Here is a 22,092-nt window from a genome sequence, read left to right on the forward strand (position 1 = left end):
CGAGATGGCCTAGATATTCAGATTGTTTTTGGATTTCAAGCCAGATTCTAAGCTCAAGAAATCAACCATCAAGGCTGGATTTATCAGGGGCTGAGATTCAGCATTACTCCCTGGCATGGTACAAGAACGCCGCAAAGTCTGTGGGCAAAACGTTAAGAATGTTTTCTGAGTCAGGAAATGATGGGTATAGCGCCCCTTCATATGCCCTGGAGGCGTATTTAGCTCTGTCGTATCTGGCTCTGAAGTGGGTATGCTCTAGAGACAAAGCTTTGGAGTAGTGGCCTGGGTAGAGAGAGCTATCGACCCAGGCCACAGCCCGACATAACAGTCCGGCGCAACAGTTTGGCCCACTGCAACCATGGGTGCAAGTCTTGACCAACTCATCATACCGGTACAGTACTGGCCTCCAGACCCAGGTGTTTTTGGCCTACGCCGCCGACTCTACTCTCGACAGCGAGTCTGCTCAGTCGAAAGATTTCAGTCCCCAGCCTCTCAGCCCTAAAGCTCTTGCGGTACAAGCGCTGCGCCACCTGCTGACTCAGTCCCAGATTTCCTTTTGGGAGCACCCTCGGTGCTGTGACCCGGCCCAAGATGCTGAGGCGGCTGTCTCTAGGGCGACGGAGGCCTGCGATAACTACTTATTGGTGCTTTCACCTACAGCGCTGAGCGATGACTGTTGCCTACAGGGGCTCCTCTTTGCCCTCAGCATGAACAAGCGGATTGTGCCCGTAATGGCCGAGTCAGTGGCCTTTGAGCATCTGCCCGACCCCCTCCAGACCCTCGAGTTGATTGACATGAGGTCGGCCCAGCGGCCCTTGAGCCAGACAACCGAGGGCCGCCAAATCGTTGAAATGCTGCACCATGAGGCCGACTATCACCAGGCCCACACCCAGCTCCTAACCAGGGCACTGCAATGGGAGCGTCACCAACGCGACCCAGGGCTGCTGCTGAAAGGGAGTGATCTGGATTGCTATCAGCGCTGGTTGATGAGGGCTCGGGAGCGATCGCACCACGGCCCCATTTATCTGCAACGCTTCTACGTCGCCGAGAGTCTTCGCCACAGCGATCAGCCCAGCTTGACTCCGTCTGGGCTCTGGCTAAAACGCTGGTTACAAAAATAGCCCTAACCATTACTCAGGTAGGGGCTCAGCTGATCAAACAGCTGCTGCACCAGGGTCATATTCTTCAGTCCGGGACGGTGCTCTACGCCGCTAGAGAGGTCGATGCCATCGGGGTTGAGGGCCGATAGGGCATTGCCTACGTTTTCGGGGGTGAGCCCACCCGCCAGTAGCCAGGGGCAGGCAGGCTGAAAAGCGATCAGCGTCTGCCAATCTAGGGTAAGCCCTGTGCCACCCAACTGGTGAGGGTGATAAGCGTCGAGCAGCAGGGCATCGACTAGGGGGGCGTAGGTCTCAGCCTGGGCCAGATCGGCCTCGCTGCGAACTCGAATGGCCTTGATAATGGCGACGTCGGGCAACGCGGCTTGCAGCTGTTGGCACTGCTCTAAACTCTCGCCACCATGGAGCTGGATATGGCTGAGACGGGTCTGGCGGGCAACAGCGCAGATGTCGGCCAGGGGGGCATCGGCAAAAACCCCCACGGTGGCGATCGCCAAATCAGCCCCTCTGAGCGCCGCCGTGATCTCGGCTAGGCCGTCGCGATCGATGTAGCGGGGCGACTGGGGGACACAGATAAAGCCCAAGTGGGTGGCCCCATGACGGGCGATCGCGATCGCCTGATCGACCTGGGTAATGCCGCAGATTTTGACCCGCATGTTAACTCTATTAAATATTCCGTTGGGGGGGTGGCGAGAGATTTTTATAATCCTAAGGGTGTTGCAATTTTGATTTTAGACCTCTAGCGGAGACATGACCTTGCTATTTTCTAGCCTGCTACTCGCTACCACCGTGCCCACCACCCCAGAGTGGTCTTTCAAAGTGGCGCTGATTATGATCACCTGCAACCTGTTTGTACTGGCCATCGGCAAGTATGCCATCCAAAAACCTGGAGTTGGTCCGGCCTTACCCGTAGGCCTGCCCATGGTGTTTGAGGGCTTTGGTCTGCCCGAGCTACTGGCGATCGCCAGTCTGGGTCACATTCTCGGGGCCGGTATGATCTTGGGCTTGGGCAACGCTGGCCTGCTCTAGACGGTTCTCTGCCCAGCACGATATTGGGCCGGTTGATAGAATAGAGCTACACCTCAGACCGGATTTTTTGCTGATCGGCAAAAAATCCGGTCTGCATTAGGTACTTGACCGTGTTCATTGAGGGCTAGGCGATGCAATCCAGCTGGCGTATTGGGGCTATTTTGGGGATTCCCCTGTTTGTCGATAGCTCCTGGTTTATCATTCTGCTGCTGGTGACCGTGTCCTACGGGCTAGAGCCTAGCTGGCATTCCGCCTGGGGCAATTTGGCCTGGGTGATGGGCTTTGCCCTGGCGCTGCTGCTGTTTGCCTCGGTGCTGCTCCATGAGCTGGGCCACAGCGTCGCCGCCAAGATGCAGGGCATTGCAGTCAACTCGATTACGCTGTTTTTGTTTGGCGGCATTGCCTCCATCGACAAAGAGTCAAAAACCCCCGGAAATGCGCTCAAGGTGGCGATCGCAGGCCCGCTGGTCAGCTTTGGTCTTTTTATTCTTCTCACCGCCGTCTCTCAGATTCCTAGTTTGCCCACCCCGGTGGGTGTCATCACCGGCAGCGTTGCCCAAATCAACCTGGTGTTGACCCTATTCAATATGATTCCTGGCCTGCCTCTCGATGGGGGCCAAGTGCTCAAGGCCCTCGTCTGGAAAGGCACCGGTAGCCGCATCCAGGGCATTCGCTGGGCGGCGCGATCGGGCCAGGTGCTAGGCTGGCTGGCAATCACCTTTGGTCTCATCATGGCCCTGGCCTACCAGGCCTTCTCCGGCTTTTGGATCGCCGCCATCGGCTGGTTTGCCCTACGCAACGCCGCCGCCTACAACCAGGTCACTAATTTACAAGAGGCCATGCTGGCACTCACCGTCGCCGATGCCATGACCCGCGACTTTAAGGTGGTCGATGCCCATGGGTCACTACGGCAGTTTGCCGACACCTACCTGCTCGAAGAAGACCGCGCCCCTGCCTACTTCGCGGCTTCAGAGGGGCGCTACCGGGGCCTGGTCAGCATTGAAGACATGCGAGCGATCGAGCGCAGCCAGTGGGAAACTCTGCCCCTCAGCGCTGTCGCCAAGCCCTTGCTAGATATTCCTTCAGTTCGTGAGGGCACCCCGCTCACCGAGGCGATCGATCAGCTTGAAGCCCTGCAACTGCCCCGCATTACTGTGCTCACACCGGCTGATGCGGTGGCTGGTACCCTCGATCGCGGAGATGTAGTGCGCGCGATCGCCGATCGCCTAGGCCTGCGCATTTCCCCAGCCATGATCCAGCGCATCAAAGATGAAGGTCAATATCCCCCTGGCTTGCAGCTGCCCTCCATCGCCAAGTCAGTGATCGAAGAAGCCAGCGCTTAGAAAGTCTAGACGCACAGTCGTTTGATCCTACGGTTTTTCGGATATACAAGGGCAGTTTGGCGTTTGCCCTCCTCCGGCTACAGCCGCCATGGTTAAGACATGCCAGCGCTTTTAAAGCTGGGGCGATCGCTAGTTCGTCAGCCGAGTCTTCGCTAGTGACGGTTACCGATGCCCTAGGCACTGGCCCACGCTATCAATCGACAGTAGGTAGGCAAGATGTGCTGTGGCACCGTAGCCCTACAGCGCCGACCACAACTCCTACAGGCCAAACTCTGCCACGAGAGCTTCGTCAGAGTCATCGGCAATGGTAGCCACAATGGTCAGCAACCGCGAGATTTCTGCCGCTGAAATATCTTTGAGAATGCGGCTCGAAATCACTAACACCTGATCCCCAGAAATGCCAAAACGGGCTTCTAAGGTCTCGTTGCAGCTTTTCTCAAGCAGCAGCTTCATTAGGGCGGGCTCATTCTTGGCGGGCAGTCTCAGCACTGGAGACCAAGCCGTCAGGGTGTCTTCTTCGGTTTCGCCGGTTAACTGCACATAGACATCGACGCTGCCGTACTTAAACTTCCACAGATGGCCCTCTGGGGTCTGGCTCACCATAGCGCCATCGCCCTGGTCAAGACTCGAGATCACCGCCTCTATGGTGCCAACGTAAGAGGCCACTCCAATGCCATCTTCAGACAGTGAGCGGGCGTAAGACCGTTCCATATCCATTGTGTCGTTACTCATAACAGACCCTTGGTAGCTATTGCCAAATCATCTCAGTCCAGGGCCATTCTACCCAAGGCAAACTGACTCTGCGATAGTTGCAAAACAGCGCTCAGCAAACCGCTTGTCAAGAGGCTGTTGTCGTGTCAATCCCAATGTATCCTCTTGTGCTTACCCTGCCTATCCCCCAGGCTCATGAGTTAGGGCAAACGCATACTCAGGGGTGGCAGACAATGGCAAGATTTGCCGGGGCGTGGTCTTTAGGAATTCGGGAGGCCTCTTCCTGAAACGCGACATCGATCACCCAGTAGAGCTGATTTTCCAGCCCAAACCTGGCGCACGGCTCCCTACAGTCGATAGGCCAAATACACCTCCGCTGCGGCACGGTGCAGCAGCGAGTGGCGAAAGATCAGGTCATTCATCGACTTGCCGTAACCGCCGCCGATGACGCAGGCGACGGGGTAGCCCGCTTTGACGCAGGTGTCGAGCACGTAGCGATCGCGCCCGTAGATCCCCGCATTCGTCAGCGCCAGCTTGCCCAGCAGATCATCCCGGTGAGGATCAGCCCCCGCGTCGTAGAGCACCAGATCGGGCCGCACCTGAGCCAGCAAATCGGGAATGTACTGAGCTAGACAATCCAGATAAGCCTGATCTTCCATACCCAGAGCCAGGGGTACATCGAGATCGCTAGCCTGCTTGCGGGCGGGAAAATTCTCCTGGCAGTGCATGGAGAAGGTAAACACATTGGGGTCATGGCGAAAGATCCAGGCGGTGCCGTCGCCCTGGTGAACGTCGAGGTCGAGAATGAGCACGCGATTTACGCGGCCCTGCTTTTGCAGAACTCGGGTAGCGATCGCCAGATCGTTAAAGATGCAAAACCCCGATCCATAATCGGGGAAGGCGTGGTGGGTGCCCCCAGCCGTATTGCAGGCCAGCCCCCGCTCCAGGGCCAGCTTGGCAGTGAGAATGGTGCCCCCCACCGCCGTACAGGTGCGCTTTACCAGGGCAGCGCTCCAGGGCAGGCCAATCCGCCGCTGGGCTTTGGCGTCCAGCGTGCCCTGGCGGTAGGCGTTGACATACTCACGGTGGTGGACAAACTCTAGCCAGGTCTGGGGCGGCTCGCCGGGCTGGTAGATTTGATCGGGGGTGATGACACCGTCGTGGAGCAGGCGATCGCGCAGCAGCCGAAATTTAGGCATTGGAAACCTGTGGCCCTCGGGCAGTGGGGCCACGTAGTCGGGGTGGTAAATAACGGGAAGCTGGCTCAATGCCCCCAGTAGAACGCTGTCTTTATAGTTACATTTCTACATGAAAGACGATAGCGATCGCCGCTGCCGCAAATCTAGGGCGTGGGCCATGCTGCCCTCAGGGTAGTCGAGGGAGAGGTCTTCTCTATCGGGAACCACCGTTGCGGGGCTGGGGGTGCCCGATGGAGATACTGGCCCCGTGCCTGAGTCTGGATGGCGACCCGGAAGCGGGGATACGCTGGCCATGGGCGTTGGCTGTAGAGCTACGGGTACACCAGAGTCAACGAATCGTCCAGAAACCCTAGGCCGCTGGGGCGCTTTTAGCCCAGGGTAGGGTGGGGTGGGGGCCGCAGCGGGCGCTGGACTAGATGCTTCTAACAGAGGCGATTCCAGCAGAGGTGATTCCACAATGCGAACGCCGGGCACAACGACTCCATCGCGCTGAGGCACATAGGGGGCGAGGCGTTTTGGCCCCTGGGGCTGGGATGCTTTAGCGGCTGGACGCGGGCGCGGCGCTGGTTTGGGCTTGGGCTTGCGCCTGGGGCGGGCAGAGGCTTTGATCTGCTGGGTGAGCACAAAGCAGCCAAAGCTGCACAACCCTACCAGGCTAAACAACCCCCATAGGGCCACGGTGCCAGACTGGGGTGCCGCTGCGGCTGGGTCATCTGTCTCAGCGGTATTGGCCTCAGGAATATTGGTGTCGAGGGCTGGGGGCTGAGCAGGTGCCAGGGTAAGAGGTACCTCTTCGTAGACCTCGATCGGCTCGTTAAACGTCAGCCCCTGGTAGGCGATCGCCGACAGCCCCACCAAGACCGCCCACAGCCCGCCCAGCAAAAACAGCGGTCGGTAGGTCACCAGACGCGCCCAAAACAGGCCCGAGGTGACCGCAGGGTCTTGCCCCTCAGAAAAGGGCTGGGGCGGAGTACGCCGGGGTGAACGAGAAGAGGGCTGCGTCATAGGAAGACTTGGGATCGTCGAGTTACAAAGCCTCAGCACGGTCAATGCACCCGTAGGGCCAATTGTAGGCGCTCTTGGGTGTAGACGCCAGAGCTAGCAAATGGGCCTCTCGCTAAGCTATGGCGATAGACTGCCCAAATTGGCAGGGCCGCTACCGCAGCACCATTGTCGGCACAAAATCACCAGGATTTTGGGCCACCCAGCCCATGGTCGAGTTAAGCCGCACCTCAAAGAAAACAAACGAATCAGAATCGCCGTTGTGGGGAGCGACTGGGCCTAGGCGATCGCCCTGGTTCACCGTCTGCCCTACGCGCACTTCTAGCCCGGCCAGGTTGGCGTAGCGGGTCTGAAGCCCCTGGGCGTGGTTGATGACCACCAGATTGCCGTAGATAGAGTCAGCCCCGGCAAAGGCCACTGTCCCTGGCCCCACCGCCAAAACAGGCGTGCTGGCCGGGCTAGCCAAAGCCACCCCCGTGTTAAAGACCAGTTTGTCTTGGGCCGAGTCAGGCTGCCAGCCGTAGTTGACAATCACCTGCGATCGCATGGGCAGCGGGTATCCCTGGAGCGGGCTTTCTCTGGTAGCGGGGGCTGCTGCTGAGACCATGCGCACCCCCGGAAACCAGTTCACCCCCGGCACAAACACTGTCGAGGGCACAGTACTGACACAGCCATTGACCTCAAACAGCACATCGGCCCGGCTGTTGTGGGCCTCGGCCACCTGCTGCCAAGTCTGCCCCGGCGCGACGCTAACCCGAATGCCGTTGTAGGGCGGAATCACCAGCTCTTGCCCAGGGCTGACGGTGCCTCTCTGGGCGGCAGGGTTAAGGCCCATAATGGTGGCAGGCAGCAGGCCATAGCGCTGGGCCACGGCCTCTAAAGTTTCACCCTGGGTCACCCGGTGGCGAGTCAGCCGTGACAACACTGGCTGGGGGCAAGCACCGCTGCTTTGGGCGATCGCAGGAGCGCCCAGAGCAGCCAACCCAACCCCGCCCAGAGCTAACCCCAGCCCGGCAAGAGCCTTACATAAAACCTTCTCTACTGGCCTGGGCTGCCTGCGATCGCAAGGCCGACCCCAAAAAACTCGCAACATTATCGCCTATCTACCAACCTGGCCCAACGTCATATAACTCTCATGGAGGTCGTCGTCTGGGGTCTGCCCCCTCATCAAACCACCGCAGGAGGTACAGCCCCATGATAGGCAAGCTGAGAGGCGATTGTTTAGGGGGGCAGCCAGTCTGGCTGGGCTCAGTCACCCCAGGCCAAATCTATTGCAGATCGTCTTCCTGGTGAATGTTCGCTAAAGTAGGGCTACATTAAGAAATCTAAGCAGTCTTTTCCTGAGGCCAAATGCCTCAGGTTTAGCAAACCTCATCTCACCCCAGGCAATAATCCTGTGGGCTTGAGATATATGACTCAAAGGCCAAAAAGGTCCACAAGAGGCAGGCACCGTAACAGAGGGCATAGACATGGATTCATGGCCAAAGCAGTTTCCCCGGCAGACCGCTTGGATAGCAGCGGCTTTGGCTTTTGGGGGCACCGCTGGATGGGCTAGCCATCACTATGTGTCTCAAACGGCCACAGAGAGCGTAGTTGAGGCGGCCTCAGAGTCTGCGCCCACCCTCAAAACCTCTCTCACAACCCTGGCTGAGCCGCCTGTCGAGACTCTAGCCGCCAGCCTGCCAGGGGCCACCAACCAAAACTTTATTGCCCTGGCCGTGGAGCGAGTGGGGCCAGCGGTGGTGCGCATCGATGCCGAGCGATCGGTGTCTGGCATCTCTCCCGATACCTTTAACAATCCCTTCTTTCGCCGCTTTTTTGAAGAAGAGCTGCCCCCCTCCGATTTACCCGATCGCATAGAACAGGGCACTGGCTCCGGGTTTATTCTCAGCTCGACGGGTCAGATTATCACCAATGCCCACGTCGTCGAGGGAGCTAAAACCGTCGAGGTCACCCTGCGCGACGGGCGCAAGTTTGAGGGCAAGGTAGTCGGCGTCGACTCGGTCACCGACGTCGCCGTGGTCAAAATTGACACCGCCGAAGACCTGCCCGCTGTGCAGCTAGGCAGTACGCAAAATCTAGCCCCTGGTCAGTGGGCGATCGCCATCGGCAACCCCCTCGGACTCGACAACACCGTCACCGCTGGCATCATCAGCGCCCTAGGTCGCAGCAGCAACCAGGTGGGCATTCCCGACAAGCGAGTACAGTTTATCCAGACCGATGCCGCCATCAACCCCGGCAACTCCGGTGGCCCCCTGCTCAACGATCGCGGCGAAGTCATCGGCATGAATACCGCCATTCGCGCCAACGCCCAGGGGCTGGGGTTTGCCATCCCCATCGAAACCGCCAAACGCATTGCCGACCAGTTGTTTGCCACCGGCCAGGTGCAGCACCCCTTCCTGGGAATTCAAATGGTCGAGCTATCGGCAGAGATGGTCGAGCGCATTAACCAAGAGCAGCAGCTCAACCTTCAGATTGCCAACGATGACGAGCCCGGTGTGCTGATCGTTGGCGTGTTGCCCAACAGCCCAGCCCAAAATGCGGGCATTCAAGTGGGCGATGTCATTCGCGCCATTGAGGGCGACCCAGTCGACACCCCCCCCGACGTGCAGGCCAAAGTCGAAGCCACCCGCATTGGCGATACGCTCAACCTCGAAATTCACCGCGATGGGCAAGACCAGGTGATTGCGGTCAAACCTGCGGCCATGCCCTCTGAGGTACGGTAGGGAAGACGGCAAAAGCAACGTCTCTCGGCGGGGCAAACGGCTGTTTCCCCCGCCCCAAAGTGATGCTGCAACTTAGCCACCCCAGGGCATAAAACCTAAAACCTAACATCTATAGCGATGGCCATTGCGCTTAGGACATACGCCTCAGCTTCGGCTGAGAACTGGGGCGGCGCAATGGCGTATAGCCATCGCTTCGGGGGTAGTGGTTATGTCCTAACGATTCTGGCGATGGCTATAAAACTAAGGCCTCAAGACTTTCTACTGCTCCACCCCTTTCCTCCCCAATCTCGTTCCGGTTCTTAAAATCTGCCCCGCTAGCACCGCCGCCCCAAAGCCGTTGTCGATGTTGACCACGCCAATGCCCGCCGCACAGGAGTTGAGCATGGTGAGCAGCGCCGAGAGGCCGTTGAAGCTGGCCCCGTAGCCAATGCTGGTGGGCACCGCCACAATCGGGCAGTCGGCCAGCCCCGCCACCACGCTGGGCAGGGCTCCCTCCATGCCCGCCACCACAATCAGCACATCCATGTCGCGGATCAACTGGCGGTGGTGCAGCAGGCGGTGCAGCCCGGCCACCCCCACATCCCACAGGCGCCGCACGGTAAAGCCGCACAGCTCGGCGGTAACGGCGGCCTCCTCGGCCACGGGCAGGTCGGCGGTGCCAGCGGTGAGCACGCCAATGGTGCCGGGGTGCTGGGCCGCCCAGGCCAACGGCACCAGGGCGCAGATGCGGGCCATGTCGTAGTACAGGGCGGCGGGAATGTGCTGCTGAATTTGGGCAAACACCGCTGGTTCAATGCGGGTGGCCATGACCACCGGGTTGCGCTGGTGTAGGCTGCGCATAATCTGTACGATCTGGGGTACGGTTTTGCCTGGCCCCCAGATCACCTCTGGAAAGCCAGTGCGCAGGGTGCGGTGATGGTCAACCTTGGCAAAGTCATCGATAGGTTCAAAGTCGAGATGTTTGAGCTGGTCGAGGGCAGCATCGGGACTGATCTGCCCCTGGGAAACGGCATTGAGCAGAGTGCGAAGGGCTTCGGGCTGAGTCACAGATGCAGATCGAGTAGAGGACGAGCTAGGGTGATTTTGAACCGGGGCGATCGGCAACTTTAGATTTGCCAGGGCTGAGAGATACAGCCTAGACCATCGATGACAAAAAATGTCACAGGGTTGTCATACCTCAGATATCTCAGCGCCATACCCGACGCTTATATTAAAAATCAATCGTTCACTCCTCAACACCCAAGGCACCGGAGCTAGCTCCGGTGCTTTTTTGTGTGTACCCCAATTTTGTAGACGGGCCAAGGGCATCCGGAAAGCGATGGAGCAGCGTGTATTAACTAATGAGGCCATGGGAAACCGTCAGTCGTTGACTCGACCGGTGGCGGTTCGGCTCTCCCAGCGATCAGCCTCTGTCCTGCAGTACATTAAAATCCTATGAACCGGCATCTATACATAATTCGCGAAGTGTTCGGCAACCGACTCGCAACCCGTATCTGTTCCGGCATTGCTTTGGCTAGCCTGGGTCTAGTTACGCTTACTCTGCCGGCTCTGGCCCGCCCTGAGATCGCCAGCGGCGATCAGCTGTTGAGCACCGACGTCGAGGGCTGCTTAACCCGAGCCGATCGCCTCATTGAGAGTCTGGGCGTGCAGTTTGATCAGGGTGGCATCGATCGCACTGGTTACTTTGAAGACGGGGCCTTTCGCATTCTCTGCTACGGTGCAGGTGATGACAGCAGCCTTGCCGTTGTCTTTGCCACCCATGAGCAATCTCCCGAGGTGGCCTCCAGCTTTATTGAAATGATGCTGACTGAGATGTCGCGGGGCGAGTCGATTTCTCAACAGTAGCTCTGGTGGGGTAGGCCGGCAGCGGGCAATCGAGTTTGCATCTACCAGAAGCTTCGCGCTCGGCAGGGGCAAGCAGCGGCAATTAACCGCCGACTAGATACCCTGCCGAGCTTGAGGTTGTCACCGTCACTCGTAGATGTTGGCCGCCTTGAGCATGTGGTAGGTGATCAATAGCTGAGTTAGCGCCAGGGGGTAGCTTTGCAAGGTCTCGCCCGTGGTGCCCACCACTTTGCCAATATCGGTGTTGCCCTCAATGCTGCAAAACTTGCCCAGGTAGGGAATCTCGTTGCACAGGGTGCGCTCTAGCTCTTGTACGGGCTTTTCGGTGGCGTGGCCGTCGATTTCGAGCACGTCTACTGGCTTGCCCATGTCGCGATCGAGGCCTAGGCGCACCGCATCTCCGAGAGCAATACTATTTTTGTCCTCTAGCAGATGGGTAAAGTCGGGATGGGGAATAGTGGGCCGCATCACCAGGCGTACATTGAGCAGCAGCTCATCGCCGCCGCTCTCCCCGTCGGGAGGGTAGAAGGTCACCACTACATCGGCCCACTGACGCTGGGGACGAATAAAGGCCTCAGAGTCGGATTCACGGGCTTTGATTTGCTCCACTACCTCTTCGGGGGTGTAGCCGCGCTTGCGGGTGTCGCGCTTGATCTTCCAGTTGGCGCGCAGGTCTTCTGGCGGGGCCAGGTAAACTTTGACATCGTAGGCGTCGCGGCAGGCCCGAGTCGAGTAACCCAGTAGCCCTTCGGCAATCACAAAGCGTTTGGGCTCGATGTACTCAGGGGCGTCAAACTCGCCAGTGCTGTGGTTGTAGATGGGCTTGAGAATGGGCTGCCCAGTGCGCAGCAGGCCCAGGTGTTGCTGAATAATATCGATATAGTTGCAGTCGGGGTGCAGGGCCGAGATGCCCATCTCTTTGCGCTGTTTGCGATCGTAGCGGTGGTAGTCGTCTGTGCAGATGATGGTGACCTGGTCTTCGCCTAGAATTTGGGCTATCCCCCGCGACAGGGTGGTTTTACCCGCTGCGCTGTCACCCACAATGCCGAGAATAATCGGACGATTCATACTGCCTCCAGGGTCTGCAACCAAAAGTTAATCTCTCCATTGTAGGAAGCCGGGGGATCATCACCCAACTATTTGTTGTACTGCGTACAATGGCGATACAGCGTAGCAAGGTCAAAGGATGGCCTGTAGCGACTTCAAACTGGTCGATACCCTCATCCAAATTGAGCCGCAAGAGTACTACATTCTGCAAATTGAGATTATTCTGGGCATTCCTTTTTGCGCCGCTAGCCCGTGGTGACCGTCTAACTGCTGAGACCTTTTTATGCCTGCCCTAGACCAAGCTGACCATGCCCGCACCTCGATGACTGGGCCGACTCTGCCCGCGCTGCTAGCCCCGGCAGGCAACTGGGAGTGCGCCAAGGCGGCGGTGGAAAACGGGGCCGATGCCATTTACTTTGGCCTCGATCGCTTCAATGCCCGCATGCGCGCCGAAAACTTTACCGAGGCTGACCTGCCAGAGCTGATGGCGTTTTTGCATCGGCGGGGGGTGAAAGGCTATGTGACGCTAAATACGCTGGTGTTTCCCGCAGAGCTGGCTGAGGCAGAGCAGTATCTCAAGACCATGATTGTTGCCGGTGTCGATGCGGCAATCGTGCAGGATGTGGGCATTTGTCGGCTGATTCGCCATCTATCGTCGGATTTTCCTATCCACGGCTCGACCCAGATGACAGTGACCAGTGCCGCCGGGGTGGCGTTTGCGAAGGAACTCGGCTGCCAGCTGGTGGTGCTGGCGCGGGAGTGCTCGATGAAAGACATCACCAAAATTCAGGCGCAGATGGGGGAGAAGCATATTGCCCTGCCGCTGGAAGTGTTTGTCCACGGGGCGCTGTGTGTGGCCTACTCAGGCCAGTGCTTGACCAGCGAGGCCCTGGGGGGGCGATCGGCCAACCGGGGCGAGTGCGCCCAGGCCTGCCGCATGCCCTACGAGCTGATTGCGGATGGGGAAAAGGTGGAGCTGGGCGATCGCGCCTACCTGCTCAGCCCCCAAGATCTCTCGGGCCTAGCGGTGCTGCCGGAACTCGTCAAAACCGGGGTGAGCTGCCTGAAAATCGAAGGGCGGCTGAAAGCGCCGGAGTATGTGGCGAACGTGACGCGGGTGTATCGTCAGGCGTTGGATCGGCTGGGAGGGAACCCACCCCTGGCCCTCCCAGGAGGGGAGCAGACCTCGCCATCTACCCATTCCCCTGACGATCGCTACCGCCTAGAAATGGCCTTCTCTCGCGGCCTCTACACCGGCTGGTTTGAAGGCATCGACAACCAGGCGCTGGTTCATGCTCGCTTTGGCAAAAAGCGGGGCGTGTTCCTGGGCGAGATCACCCGCGTGGATCGAGAGGCGGTGTGGCTGCGATCGCAGGCTCCGATCAAGCCAGGGGATGGGGTGGTGTTTGACGACGGCCACCCGGCGCAGAAAGAGCAGGGCGGGCGGGTTTACCAGGTGGATGTGTTTGGCCAGGAGACTCGGTTGCAGTTTGGCCGCGATGCGGTGAATTGGCGGCGGGTGCACGTGGGCGATCGCCTTTGGAAGACCAACGACCCCGCCCTGGATAAAGAAATTCAGCAGACCTACGCTGGGGATCAACCCCGCTTCACCCGGCCCATCGCCGTCGAAGTCCACGGCAGCGTGGGGGAAGAACTGGTGGCGATCGCCCGCGACGGCCAGGGCCACATTGCCCAGGTCACCTCGCAGATGCCGCTGGTGGAAGCTCACTCAAAGCCGCTGACGGGCGATCGCCTCACCCAGCAATTGGGTCGCCTGGGCAACACCCCGTTTCATTTAGAATCTCTGGATAACCAGCTCCAGGGCAACGTTATGATCCCCGTCAGCGAGCTGAATCGACTGCGGCGGGAGCTGGCGGAGGGGCTAGAGGAGATGCGATCGCGCCCCCGCCCCTGGCAACTGCACGAGGGGGCATCGTTACAACAACTGCTTCCTGGCTTAGGAAACCCACCCCTACCCCTCCCAGGAGGGGATTACACCTCCCTACTCCCTACTCCCCACCCCCTACTCCCCACCCCTCACTCCCCACTCCCCCACCTCACCACCCTCGTTCGCAATCGCTCCCAGCTCGCCGCCGCCACCGCTGCGGGCATCGAGACAATCTACTGTGAGTTTGAAAATCCGGCTACCTACAAAGACGCGGTGGATTGGTTCCGGATCAACCGCGTCCAGGAGTTCCAAGCCATTTGGGTCGCGCCGCCGCGCATTGCCAAGCCGCTGGAGAATTACATTCTGGAGCAGGTGCGGCGCTCCAAAGCCGACGGCTACCTAGTGCGCAACTACGACCACCTGGCCTACTTTGCTGACCAGCGCTGCGTGGGCGATTTCTCGCTGAACGTGGCCAATGCGCTGACGGCGGACTATTTTGTGAACCACTGCGGGCTAGAGCGGGTGACGGCCTCTTACGACCTCAACGCCGACCAACTGGTGGATTTGCTGGGCTCTGCGCCGCCGCCGTGGTTTGAGATTACCCTGCACCAGCACATGCCCATGTTCCACATGGAGCACTGCGTGTTTTGCGCTTTCATGTCTGAGGGCAAAGACTTTCGTGACTGTGGACGGCCCTGTGAGGGTCATGAGGTCAAGCTGCGCGATCGCGTCGGCACCGAGCACATTCTGACTGCCGATGCGGGCTGTCGCAATACCCTATTCAACGGTGTGGCCCAGACCGGGGCCGAGTATGCCCAGCGGCTCATGCAGGCGGGGGCACAACACTTTCGGCTAGAGTTTTTGAATGAGGGCGCAGAGGAAGTGGCAAGGGCGATCGCCCAGTACCGCCAGCTACTAGCCGGAGACATCTCTGGCAGCCAGCTCTGGCGCACCCTACAAGTACAGAGCAAACTCGGCGTTACCCGTGGACCAATGGACTCTAAATAAAATTAATTCAGCAGGCTATCAATGTCTTGGTCGCGCAGATAGCCCACCAGCATGGGGCTCGCCACCGTCACCACCGTGATAAACACCACAATAATGAGCTGGCTAAGGTTGAGATTGCCCAACAACTCTCCTAGCCCCACGCCGCCCTGGGGCGGCTGGGGGCCAATAAACCAGGCATTACAGGTCAACGAAGTCCATAGATCTACCACTATGGCCATGAGCCACACCACCCGCAGCCCAAACAGCGGCAGCCCATAGGCACTGTAGCGCTGCCGCCGCTGCCAGATGCTGCGGGTAGAAAAGTTGAAGGCCACAATCATGAGAGTGCCAATCACCGCTAGGCTGATGGCGACCAGATTGCGGCTGCCGAGAATGATCAAAATGCCGAGCATCGTGGTGATCAAGTCCCACACGGTGCTGAGCTGAAGGGCTCCCATGAGCACCAGTTTGCGCAGACTGAGAGGCTGAGACTCGTGCATAGGTCGCAAACCCCTAGGGTAGATACATGGGCAGCCGCCAGTTCTTCAAACGAAGCAGGAGACGGGACAAGCAATTGCAAGGGCGTCATAGTGACATGTTGCCTCTGCAATCGTAGCCCCAATCTAGCGTTGCGCCAGTACGAACCCCCCGATCCCGATAGGTTTTTTTCAGGTTTGTTGCGGATGTTTAGAATTGGCGATCGCTGCTCTGATCCAGCGATCGGCCAGTTTTGCCCACTGGGTTAGATAGAATGCAGGGAATACTGACCCTGACCTGCAACTTTCCGGCAACGGCAATGGCTATCAAACCCATTCAGTACGAGACGCTGCTCTCGGTCTGCACTGACCACGATGGCGCTCTAGAGTTACTCAAGCGCCATCGCCCCTACCTAGAAGCGGTGCCCAGCATGCGACGCCCCGACGAGAGCCTGGTGACGCTGCCCTTGCCCAATATTCGGCTGCGCGAAGGGGTGCACCTCAACCCTCACAGCCCCAGCATTGCTCCTGGTTCTGTAGTATCTCTGCCCTGCGATGTGGCCCTACTGATGTGCGACCCAGAGTGGAAAATCAAAACCGGGGTCGAGATTTTGGTGTATATTCACCGCCCCCAGGAAGATTTTTCTGACCTGCTAATGCGCTGGCGGCACACCCAGATTTTGATCGATCGGGGCTACGAGTGGCTGTTGCCCCAGCGCTACGAGCACCTGCTCAACGATGGTACCGACAAAAGCCATCCGCTGTTTGTGGTGTTTCCAGAAACGCCCAATTACATCATCCGAGGATTGCGCGGGGCGGGTTTACCCACGGTGCAACTGCCCTTTGCGGCTGAAGCCGATGAAGTAGCTGAGGCACCCAGCAGCTTCGACCTCAGCGACATTCCCGGCCTAGAAGATATCGACACCAGCGCCCTAGAATCGCCCGATGAGTAAACGCTGGGCTATTTTTTTGTCGCCTGCTTGGCAATGGGGGCGGTGGTTTTTGCTGGGGTTTTTGGCCCTGCGGGTGGTGTTTTGGCTGACGGCTTTCCCCAACCCTGACGAAGCCTACTACTGGCTATGGGGGCAGCGGCCTGGGTTTTCGTACTACGACCACCCACCGTTGCACGCCTGGGTGCAGGGTCTGTTTGCGGTGCTGGGGCGCTCCGCGTTTGTGCTGCGCCTGCCGAATGTGGTCAGCAGCGGCATTTTAGGCTTCACGATTTACCACATCTGCCACTACCTCTATGGCAACTCTGAGGGCGACCAGGCCAAGGATCGTTTTTGGATCCTACTGCTGCTGGGCCTGTCGTCGCCGCTGTTTTTTTGGTACCTGGGCCTGGCCTGGCATGACCACTGGCTGGTGACGTTAACGGTAGTCAGCAGCTTTTTGTTTGTGCGCTACGTGGATGGCGCGGTGGAGCAACCGGGCGGTGGCAGGGGGAGCGATCTTTTTGGAGCAGCTCTCTGTCTAGGCCTGGCCGGGCTGTGTAAGTACAATGCTCTGTTTGTGGGGCTGGGCTTTGTGGCGCTGCTGACAACGAATAGGCAGCGGTGGAGAGTGTTGCGCGATCGCCGTCTCTACCTGGCCCTAGGGCTGCTAGCGCTGGTGCTCTCCCCGATTCTGATTTGGAATATACAACACGACTTTTTTTCATTTCGCTTTTACCGCGATCGCACGGCTGGGGGCGGGCCTAACCTCAATCTGCTGCAACCCGTCGTCTTTCTCGCCCTCTGTGGCCTCATTCTTGGCCCCATTCAGTCATGGAGTCTGGGCCGACTGCTGAAAAATCGGGGGCAAACCGCCATTGCCCGCACATCTTGCTACCCAGCCTTAGCGCTGTGGGTGTTTGGCCTATCTACCGCTGCTTTTACAGCCCTGTCTGCCGTCTCCACCGCTCTGTTTTACTGGAATATTTTGGCTTACCCGCTGCTGTTTCCGCTGCTGAGCGATCAGTTTTATCGTCCCCACGGGCAAAAGCTGGTGAGGCAAGGGCAAATGGCGATCGCCCAGGGGTTAGGGTTATTTGCTGCCACGGTCTTAGTCACCTACTACACGGTCGTGCCCCTCGGTGCTTTTTTTGGCGCCGTAGACCCCGATGGTGCGGCACTCTTTGGCTGGCCCCAAATCGCCCAGGCAGTTAAAAATCAGGCCGCCACTCTGAACGATCCCCTACTGCTGACCACAGACTACCGTTCAGCCTCGGCCCTAGCCTACACCCTCGATAATCCAGACGTTCTCGCCATCTCCGGTCGCCTTGATCAATTTGACTTTTGGCACGACGCTCCTTCCCTAGAGGGCCGCGACGCAGTGTTGCTGGGCGAAACCTGGCACCCCATCTGTCCCACCCACCTGGTCATGTTTGACCGGGTAGAGCCCGCCGAGACAGTGACAGTGCGACGCTTTGGCCGGGTGCTACAGACCTACGAAATTGTTCGGGGCTACGGCTTTAAGTCGGGGCCAGAGGGTTACCCCCTGAGCCCCGACTATCCCCTCGCGTTTACTGGCGACGGCGAACGCTGCTTGCCCGATTGAATCGGCCACACTAACTCCAGCCCATAGTCTCGAGAGCTTCCACCGAGACAGAGCGCTGGGTCTAGGGCTTGGGCGGGGTTTATACCAAACTTACCTACCGCTCAGTGTCGGTACCTGCTGCGCCATACTCCAGCCGTTGCCAGGCGTCCTGGCTAGCCAGTCGGGCTCGATCCCAGCCGAGACGGCTAGAGGCCGACTGATTTTCGTACTGCTGGCGCATGTGGGGCTCAGCCTCTTGGTAAGACAGCCCTTGGGCCGAGTAGGTGGCATAACCTTCATAGCCGGTACGATAGGCCAAACTATAGTCGTCATAGCTATGGTTGGGGTCTACGTAGGGGCGGTTACCATAGTTTTCGCGCCAGTAGGCATCTTCTACAGTAGGGTCAAGGGTCTCAGCAACCCCTTTACCCATCAGCCCTCCGACAGTAGCGCCCACCGCAGCCCCTACTAAACCACCGATGGGGCCACCCACCGCAACTCCAGCAGCGGTGGCAATGACGCCAGCGCCAGCGGCACCCAAACCAGCACCGACGGGGCGGGCACCCGGTTCCCCGGTAATCGGGTCGGGGTTGCTATCAGGGTTAGGAGTGTAGTTAATGTCGTCGTTCAGTGTGTTCATCATGCAAAACTTCCACGGTTAAGGACAGGTTCAATGTTGCCAGCCAGTGCCGCCAAGGCATTGCGCAACAGAGCATTCAACTTGTCTAGACCTTAGCTATCGTCTGAGCAGAGTAAATCTGTTGCGAGGCAGAGCCACTCAACGCCAATCGAGGGAGATTGGCGTTAGCACCCACGCCTCAGGCAGTAGAGCCTCAGATAAGGAAGAACAACAAGAACAACATCCCCCAGGCATTTGAAAGAGCTATGGCTCTACATCGCCAGCATTGATTCCTAAAGAAAGCTGGTAGATCACCTTTTTGGGCTGACCAGTGGCCTGGGCCAGCTGACGACTGGCTGCGGCCCTAGACAGCCCCTGACCGAGCAGTTGCTCTAGCTCGGCCTTGATGGCCTGGTCAGACAGCACCGGGGTCTGGCGAACTGCCCCCTGCACCACTACCGTGAATTCGCCCTTGGGGGCTTCAGTTTGGTAATGCTCAACGGCCTCACCCAAGGTACCCCGCCAAAACTCCTCAAACCGTTTGGTCAGCTCGCGGCCTAGGGTGACGGGCCGGTCTGCGCCCACGGTAGCCGTCAGGTCGGTTAAGGTCTTGAGCAGCCTATGGGGCGCTTCGTAGAGCACCATAGTGCGCTCTTCTTGGCCTAGAGTTTCTAGCCGGGCGATGCGATCTTTGCCTTTGAGGGGCAAAAAGCCCTCAAAGATAAAGCGATCGCACGGCAACCCCGACACGCACAGCGCTGTGATCGCCGCCGTCGGCCCAGGAATCGGCACCACCGGCAGGCCCGCCTCGACACAGGCAACCACCAGCTCATAGCCAGGATCTGAGATTCCTGGCATACCGGCATCGCTGACCAGAGCAACGGCGTGCTGGCGCTCCTGTAGATGGTGCAGCACCTCAACAATGCGGCTCTGGCGGTTGTGCTCGTGGTAGCTGATCTGGGGCGTAGTGATCTGAAAGTGCTGAAGCAGCTTGCCGGTGTGGCGGGTGTCTTCGGCCGCGATCAGATCTACCGATTGCAAAATCCGCACGGCCCGGAAGGTCATATCTTCCAGGTTGCCCAGAGGGGTGCCCACCACGTAAAGGTAGCCAGGTTTGGGGTCAGAGTCGGGAGCCGAAGCCATGGGAGGGAGTAGGGGGTAGGGAGTGGGGGCAGACGTGCCTGCCCTGGGTGGGGTAGACGGCGGTTGTTCCTAGTCTGGGATGCATGGATTTTGCCTGGCCTGGAGATGGATAGGGCCAGTGGGTTGAGAGCGATCGCGCTAACGACGTAGCAAATTGCCCAACCAGGTTTGGAGTTGCTGCCAGATGCTATCGGGGCCAATGCCAAAGAGAAAATACAACGCCAGCAGCAAAAAGCCCACCAGCAGCACCGTCTGAACAGTGTTTTTGATCAGCTTAAACACCCACCCCAGCAACACAATGGCAACAACGATCGCCCCCAGTACAATCAGTAGTTCCACGGCAGCCTCCCAGGAACGATTTTGGATTTTAGACTGGCGATTTTGGACTGGGCCATCTGGGTGTCCGAGCTTTGCGGTGAGGATAAATCGCTGCTACGTCAGTGCTAATCCTAGCCTAGGGAAACAACGGTAGCTGGGGTCAACGCTTCGCTGACGCTAGTAGCCTCAGCCCTGGCCCATTGGTCAGCAGCCAGAATATCCGCTAGCACTGGCTGTGCGACATTATGAGAACGGTGGCGATCGCACACCCCCTCAATCACCTTAGGAATTTCTAAAAAGTGAATTTTTTCATCTAAAAACAGCGCCACGGCCTGCTCATTGGCGGCGTTGAGCACGGCGGTCATAGTCCCCCCGGCCCGCCCGGCGGCGTAGGCCAAGTCCATGCAGGGGTATTTGGCATGGTCGGGTTCGCGGAAGGTGAGATCGCCTGCTTTTACCAAGTCCAGCGGTTTCCAGTCGGTATAAATGCGATCGGGCCAGGAGAGCGCATAGAGCAGAGGCAGGCGCATGTCGGGCCAGCCCAGTTGGGCCAGCACCGAGGTATCTTGCAGCTCAATCAGTGAGTGAATAATGCTCTGGGGATGGATGACGATGTCGATGTGGTCATAATCCATGCCAAACAGATAGTGGGCCTCGATCACCTCCAGCCCCTTATTCATCAGCGTGGCCGAGTCTACCGTGATCTTGCGGCCCATCGACCAGTTGGGGTGCTTCAGAGCGTCGGCCACCGTCACCTGGGCCAGCTTTTCCACCGGCCAGTCGCGAAAGGCACCGCCAGAGGCCGTCAGCAAAATCCGCCGCAGGCCATCTTTAGGCACACCCTGGAGGCACTGAAAGATCGCGGAGTGCTCAGAGTCGGCGGGTAAAAGTTTGACGCCGTGCTTTTCCACCAGGGGCAGCACGGCGGGGCCACCGGCAATCAGAGTTTCTTTGTTGGCCAGGGCAATGTCTTTGCCCGCCTCGATCGCCGCCAGGGTGGGCAGCAGCCCCGCACAACCCACAATGCCCGTCACCACCGCCTCGGCATCGCCGTAGCGGGCGACTTCTACCACGCCATCGTCACCCGCAAGGATCTGGGGCATGGGGTCGAGCCCGGCCAGGGCATCGCGCAATTCCCCCAGCTTGGCGGGGTTGCAAATAGCGACAATCTCGGGCTTAAACTGGCGCACCTGCTGAGCCAGCAGATCTACGTTATTCCCTGCGGCAATGCCCACCAGGCGAAACTGGTCGGGATGGTGCTCCACAATATCTAAGGTTTGAGTACCAATAGACCCAGTCGAACCAAGCAGGGTAATAGCTTTCACGGCGATCCTCAGCGGTGGATGAGCGATATCTCTAAGAATCTCATGGCGTGGCCCCTGGCCCAAGACCCAGACCAAATCTCTTCAGCCACCATGGAGAAAAACCCCACGGGGATCAGGGCTAAGTAATTGACAAGATTTGATGACTGTATCGCTATAGATAACTGCGAAAATAAAATAGTTGTTAAGATTACTGAGAATCGTTCGCACACCCACGAGTCTACCTATTAACCCGATGGATCCTGTAGAACCGGTTTCAGTTGAAGTCGTGCAGCAAGTGGCCGAGTACTTTAGCGTGCTGAGCGAACCCATGCGGTTGCGCATTCTCAACCTGCTGCGAGAAGGAGAAAAATGCGTGCAAGAGCTGGTCGATGCCACCCAAACCAGCCAGGCCAACGTCTCTAAGCATTTGAAAGTGATGCTACAGGCGGGAATTCTCAGCCGCCGTACCGAGGGCACCTCGGCCTACTACAGCGTGGCCGACGAGCTGATTTTTGATCTGTGCGGTTTGGTGTGCGATCGCCTCGCCCGCCGCATTGAGGCCCAGGCCCAGCACTTTCGCAACTTTAGCCTGGCCAACACGGGGGTAGCCTCGCCCCCAGGTCTAGCAGGGCTATAGCCTAGCTTTGCCAGCGGCAAGTACAGACGATAGACCGATTAGCCACCGTCCTCTCAAACCCAAAAATGCCCACCCGTGCCGCTTTGGTCACAGGTGGGCATTTTGGTTCGTAGAGTCGAGATACTGAGCGGGTTTGCTAGGGGTAAACCTGGGTAGCTGTGTTATGCCAAATCCGAATTCCATACC

21 protein-coding genes are annotated in these 22,092 nt (G+C 58.5%); 9 read left to right on the top strand and 12 right to left on the bottom strand.

Annotated elements, in window-relative coordinates; all coding sequences use genetic code 11:
• Positions 1-371: 371 nt before the first annotated feature.
• Positions 372-1,121 (top strand): TIR domain-containing protein, encoded by a 750-nt coding sequence (locus AC0QKW_RS18080; RefSeq protein WP_473152482.1) that lies wholly within the window; start codon positions 372-374, stop codon positions 1,119-1,121.
• 2 nt (positions 1,122-1,123) lie between these two features.
• On the opposite strand, the gene AC0QKW_RS18085 is transcribed toward AC0QKW_RS18080, so the two are convergent.
• A complete protein-coding gene (locus AC0QKW_RS18085) occupies positions 1,124-1,774 on the bottom strand; it encodes a phosphoribosylanthranilate isomerase (protein WP_473152483.1) in 651 nt (216 codons plus the stop codon).
• A 94-nt stretch (positions 1,775-1,868) separates the two neighbouring features.
• Here AC0QKW_RS18085 and psaK point away from each other — a divergent pair, with 94 nt between their 5' ends.
• Together psaK and AC0QKW_RS18095 are read left to right on the top strand one after the other, a co-directional pair.
• The gene (psaK, locus tag AC0QKW_RS18090) at positions 1,869-2,147 is read left to right on the top strand and encodes a photosystem I reaction center subunit PsaK (protein WP_473152484.1); all 279 of its coding nucleotides are present in this window, start codon (positions 1,869-1,871) and stop codon (positions 2,145-2,147) included.
• A gap of 131 nt (positions 2,148-2,278) precedes the next feature.
• Complete coding sequence (locus AC0QKW_RS18095) at positions 2,279-3,490, top strand: site-2 protease family protein (RefSeq protein WP_473152485.1); 1,212 nt, start codon at positions 2,279-2,281, stop codon at positions 3,488-3,490.
• A 258-nt stretch (positions 3,491-3,748) separates the two neighbouring features.
• Here the strand turns inward: AC0QKW_RS18095 and AC0QKW_RS18100 are convergent, their stop codons facing one another.
• The 4 genes from AC0QKW_RS18100 to AC0QKW_RS18115 form a co-directional block, all read right to left on the bottom strand.
• Positions 3,749-4,201, bottom strand: coding sequence for a YbjN domain-containing protein (locus AC0QKW_RS18100; RefSeq protein WP_473153003.1), 453 nt, complete (start codon positions 4,199-4,201; stop codon positions 3,749-3,751).
• Between the two features lie 347 nt (positions 4,202-4,548).
• A complete protein-coding gene (locus tag AC0QKW_RS18105) occupies positions 4,549-5,400 on the bottom strand; it encodes a histone deacetylase family protein (RefSeq protein ID WP_473152486.1) in 852 nt (283 codons plus the stop codon).
• 105 nt (positions 5,401-5,505) lie between these two features.
• A complete protein-coding gene (locus AC0QKW_RS18110; RefSeq protein ID WP_473152487.1) occupies positions 5,506-6,405 on the bottom strand; it encodes a hypothetical protein in 900 nt (299 codons plus the stop codon).
• A 151-nt stretch (positions 6,406-6,556) separates the two neighbouring features.
• On the bottom strand, positions 6,557-7,495 hold the full coding sequence (locus AC0QKW_RS18115) for a peptidoglycan DD-metalloendopeptidase family protein (RefSeq protein WP_473152488.1): 939 nt from the start codon (positions 7,493-7,495) through the stop codon (positions 6,557-6,559).
• Between the two features lie 376 nt (positions 7,496-7,871).
• On the opposite strand from AC0QKW_RS18115, the gene AC0QKW_RS18120 reads away from it, so the two are divergent.
• A complete protein-coding gene (locus tag AC0QKW_RS18120; RefSeq protein WP_473152489.1) occupies positions 7,872-9,128 on the top strand; it encodes an HhoA/HhoB/HtrA family serine endopeptidase in 1,257 nt (418 codons plus the stop codon).
• A gap of 258 nt (positions 9,129-9,386) precedes the next feature.
• On the opposite strand, the gene larB is transcribed toward AC0QKW_RS18120, so the two are convergent.
• Positions 9,387-10,175 carry a nickel pincer cofactor biosynthesis protein LarB gene (gene larB / locus AC0QKW_RS18125; protein WP_473152490.1) on the bottom strand — a complete coding sequence of 263 codons (789 nt, stop codon included), beginning with the start codon at positions 10,173-10,175 and terminating at the stop codon, positions 9,387-9,389.
• Positions 10,176-10,637: 462 nt separating this feature from the next.
• Between larB and AC0QKW_RS18130 the strand changes: the two genes are divergently transcribed.
• Positions 10,638-10,973 carry a hypothetical protein gene (locus AC0QKW_RS18130; protein ID WP_473152491.1) on the top strand — a complete coding sequence of 112 codons (336 nt, stop codon included), beginning with the start codon at positions 10,638-10,640 and terminating at the stop codon, positions 10,971-10,973.
• Between the two features lie 126 nt (positions 10,974-11,099).
• Here the strand turns inward: AC0QKW_RS18130 and AC0QKW_RS18135 are convergent, their stop codons facing one another.
• A complete protein-coding gene (locus tag AC0QKW_RS18135) occupies positions 11,100-12,041 on the bottom strand; it encodes a phosphoribulokinase (protein WP_473152492.1) in 942 nt (313 codons plus the stop codon).
• Positions 12,042-12,303: 262 nt separating this feature from the next.
• Between AC0QKW_RS18135 and AC0QKW_RS18140 the strand changes: the two genes are divergently transcribed.
• Positions 12,304-14,916, top strand: coding sequence for a U32 family peptidase (locus tag AC0QKW_RS18140; protein ID WP_473152493.1), 2,613 nt, complete (start codon positions 12,304-12,306; stop codon positions 14,914-14,916).
• 2 nt (positions 14,917-14,918) lie between these two features.
• Here AC0QKW_RS18140 and AC0QKW_RS18145 read toward each other — a convergent pair whose 3' ends face one another.
• Positions 14,919-15,395, bottom strand: a complete 477-nt coding sequence (locus AC0QKW_RS18145) for a hypothetical protein (RefSeq protein WP_473152494.1) — start codon at positions 15,393-15,395, stop codon at positions 14,919-14,921.
• A gap of 296 nt (positions 15,396-15,691) precedes the next feature.
• On the opposite strand from AC0QKW_RS18145, the gene AC0QKW_RS18150 reads away from it, so the two are divergent.
• Both AC0QKW_RS18150 and AC0QKW_RS18155 read left to right on the top strand, forming a co-directional pair.
• Positions 15,692-16,324: a hypothetical protein gene (locus tag AC0QKW_RS18150; RefSeq protein ID WP_473152495.1), complete on the top strand. Its 633-nt coding sequence runs from the start codon at positions 15,692-15,694 to the stop codon at positions 16,322-16,324.
• On the top strand, positions 16,317-17,906 hold the full coding sequence (locus AC0QKW_RS18155) for an ArnT family glycosyltransferase (protein WP_473152496.1): 1,590 nt from the start codon (positions 16,317-16,319) through the stop codon (positions 17,904-17,906). The genes AC0QKW_RS18150 and AC0QKW_RS18155 overlap by 8 nt, the downstream gene beginning before the upstream one ends.
• Before the next feature lie 94 nt (positions 17,907-18,000).
• Here the strand turns inward: AC0QKW_RS18155 and AC0QKW_RS18160 are convergent, their stop codons facing one another.
• The 4 genes from AC0QKW_RS18160 to dxr all read right to left on the bottom strand — a co-directional run bounded on the left by AC0QKW_RS18160 (position 18,001) and on the right by dxr (position 21,290).
• On the bottom strand, positions 18,001-18,528 hold the full coding sequence (locus tag AC0QKW_RS18160; RefSeq protein ID WP_473152497.1) for a hypothetical protein: 528 nt from the start codon (positions 18,526-18,528) through the stop codon (positions 18,001-18,003).
• Between the two features lie 240 nt (positions 18,529-18,768).
• Positions 18,769-19,647 carry a 16S rRNA (cytidine(1402)-2'-O)-methyltransferase gene (gene rsmI / locus AC0QKW_RS18165; protein WP_473152498.1) on the bottom strand — a complete coding sequence of 293 codons (879 nt, stop codon included), beginning with the start codon at positions 19,645-19,647 and terminating at the stop codon, positions 18,769-18,771.
• 138 nt (positions 19,648-19,785) lie between these two features.
• Positions 19,786-19,986 carry a hypothetical protein gene (locus tag AC0QKW_RS18170; protein ID WP_473152499.1) on the bottom strand — a complete coding sequence of 67 codons (201 nt, stop codon included), beginning with the start codon at positions 19,984-19,986 and terminating at the stop codon, positions 19,786-19,788.
• A gap of 110 nt (positions 19,987-20,096) precedes the next feature.
• Positions 20,097-21,290, bottom strand: coding sequence for a 1-deoxy-D-xylulose-5-phosphate reductoisomerase (gene dxr, locus AC0QKW_RS18175; protein WP_473152500.1), 1,194 nt, complete (start codon positions 21,288-21,290; stop codon positions 20,097-20,099).
• Between the two features lie 232 nt (positions 21,291-21,522).
• Here dxr and AC0QKW_RS18180 point away from each other — a divergent pair, with 232 nt between their 5' ends.
• The gene (locus AC0QKW_RS18180; protein WP_473152501.1) at positions 21,523-21,906 is read left to right on the top strand and encodes an ArsR/SmtB family transcription factor; all 384 of its coding nucleotides are present in this window, start codon (positions 21,523-21,525) and stop codon (positions 21,904-21,906) included.
• The last annotated feature ends 186 nt before the right edge of the window (positions 21,907-22,092 follow it).

The sequence above is a fragment of the Pseudanabaena sp. PCC 9330 genome (assembly GCF_055795045.1).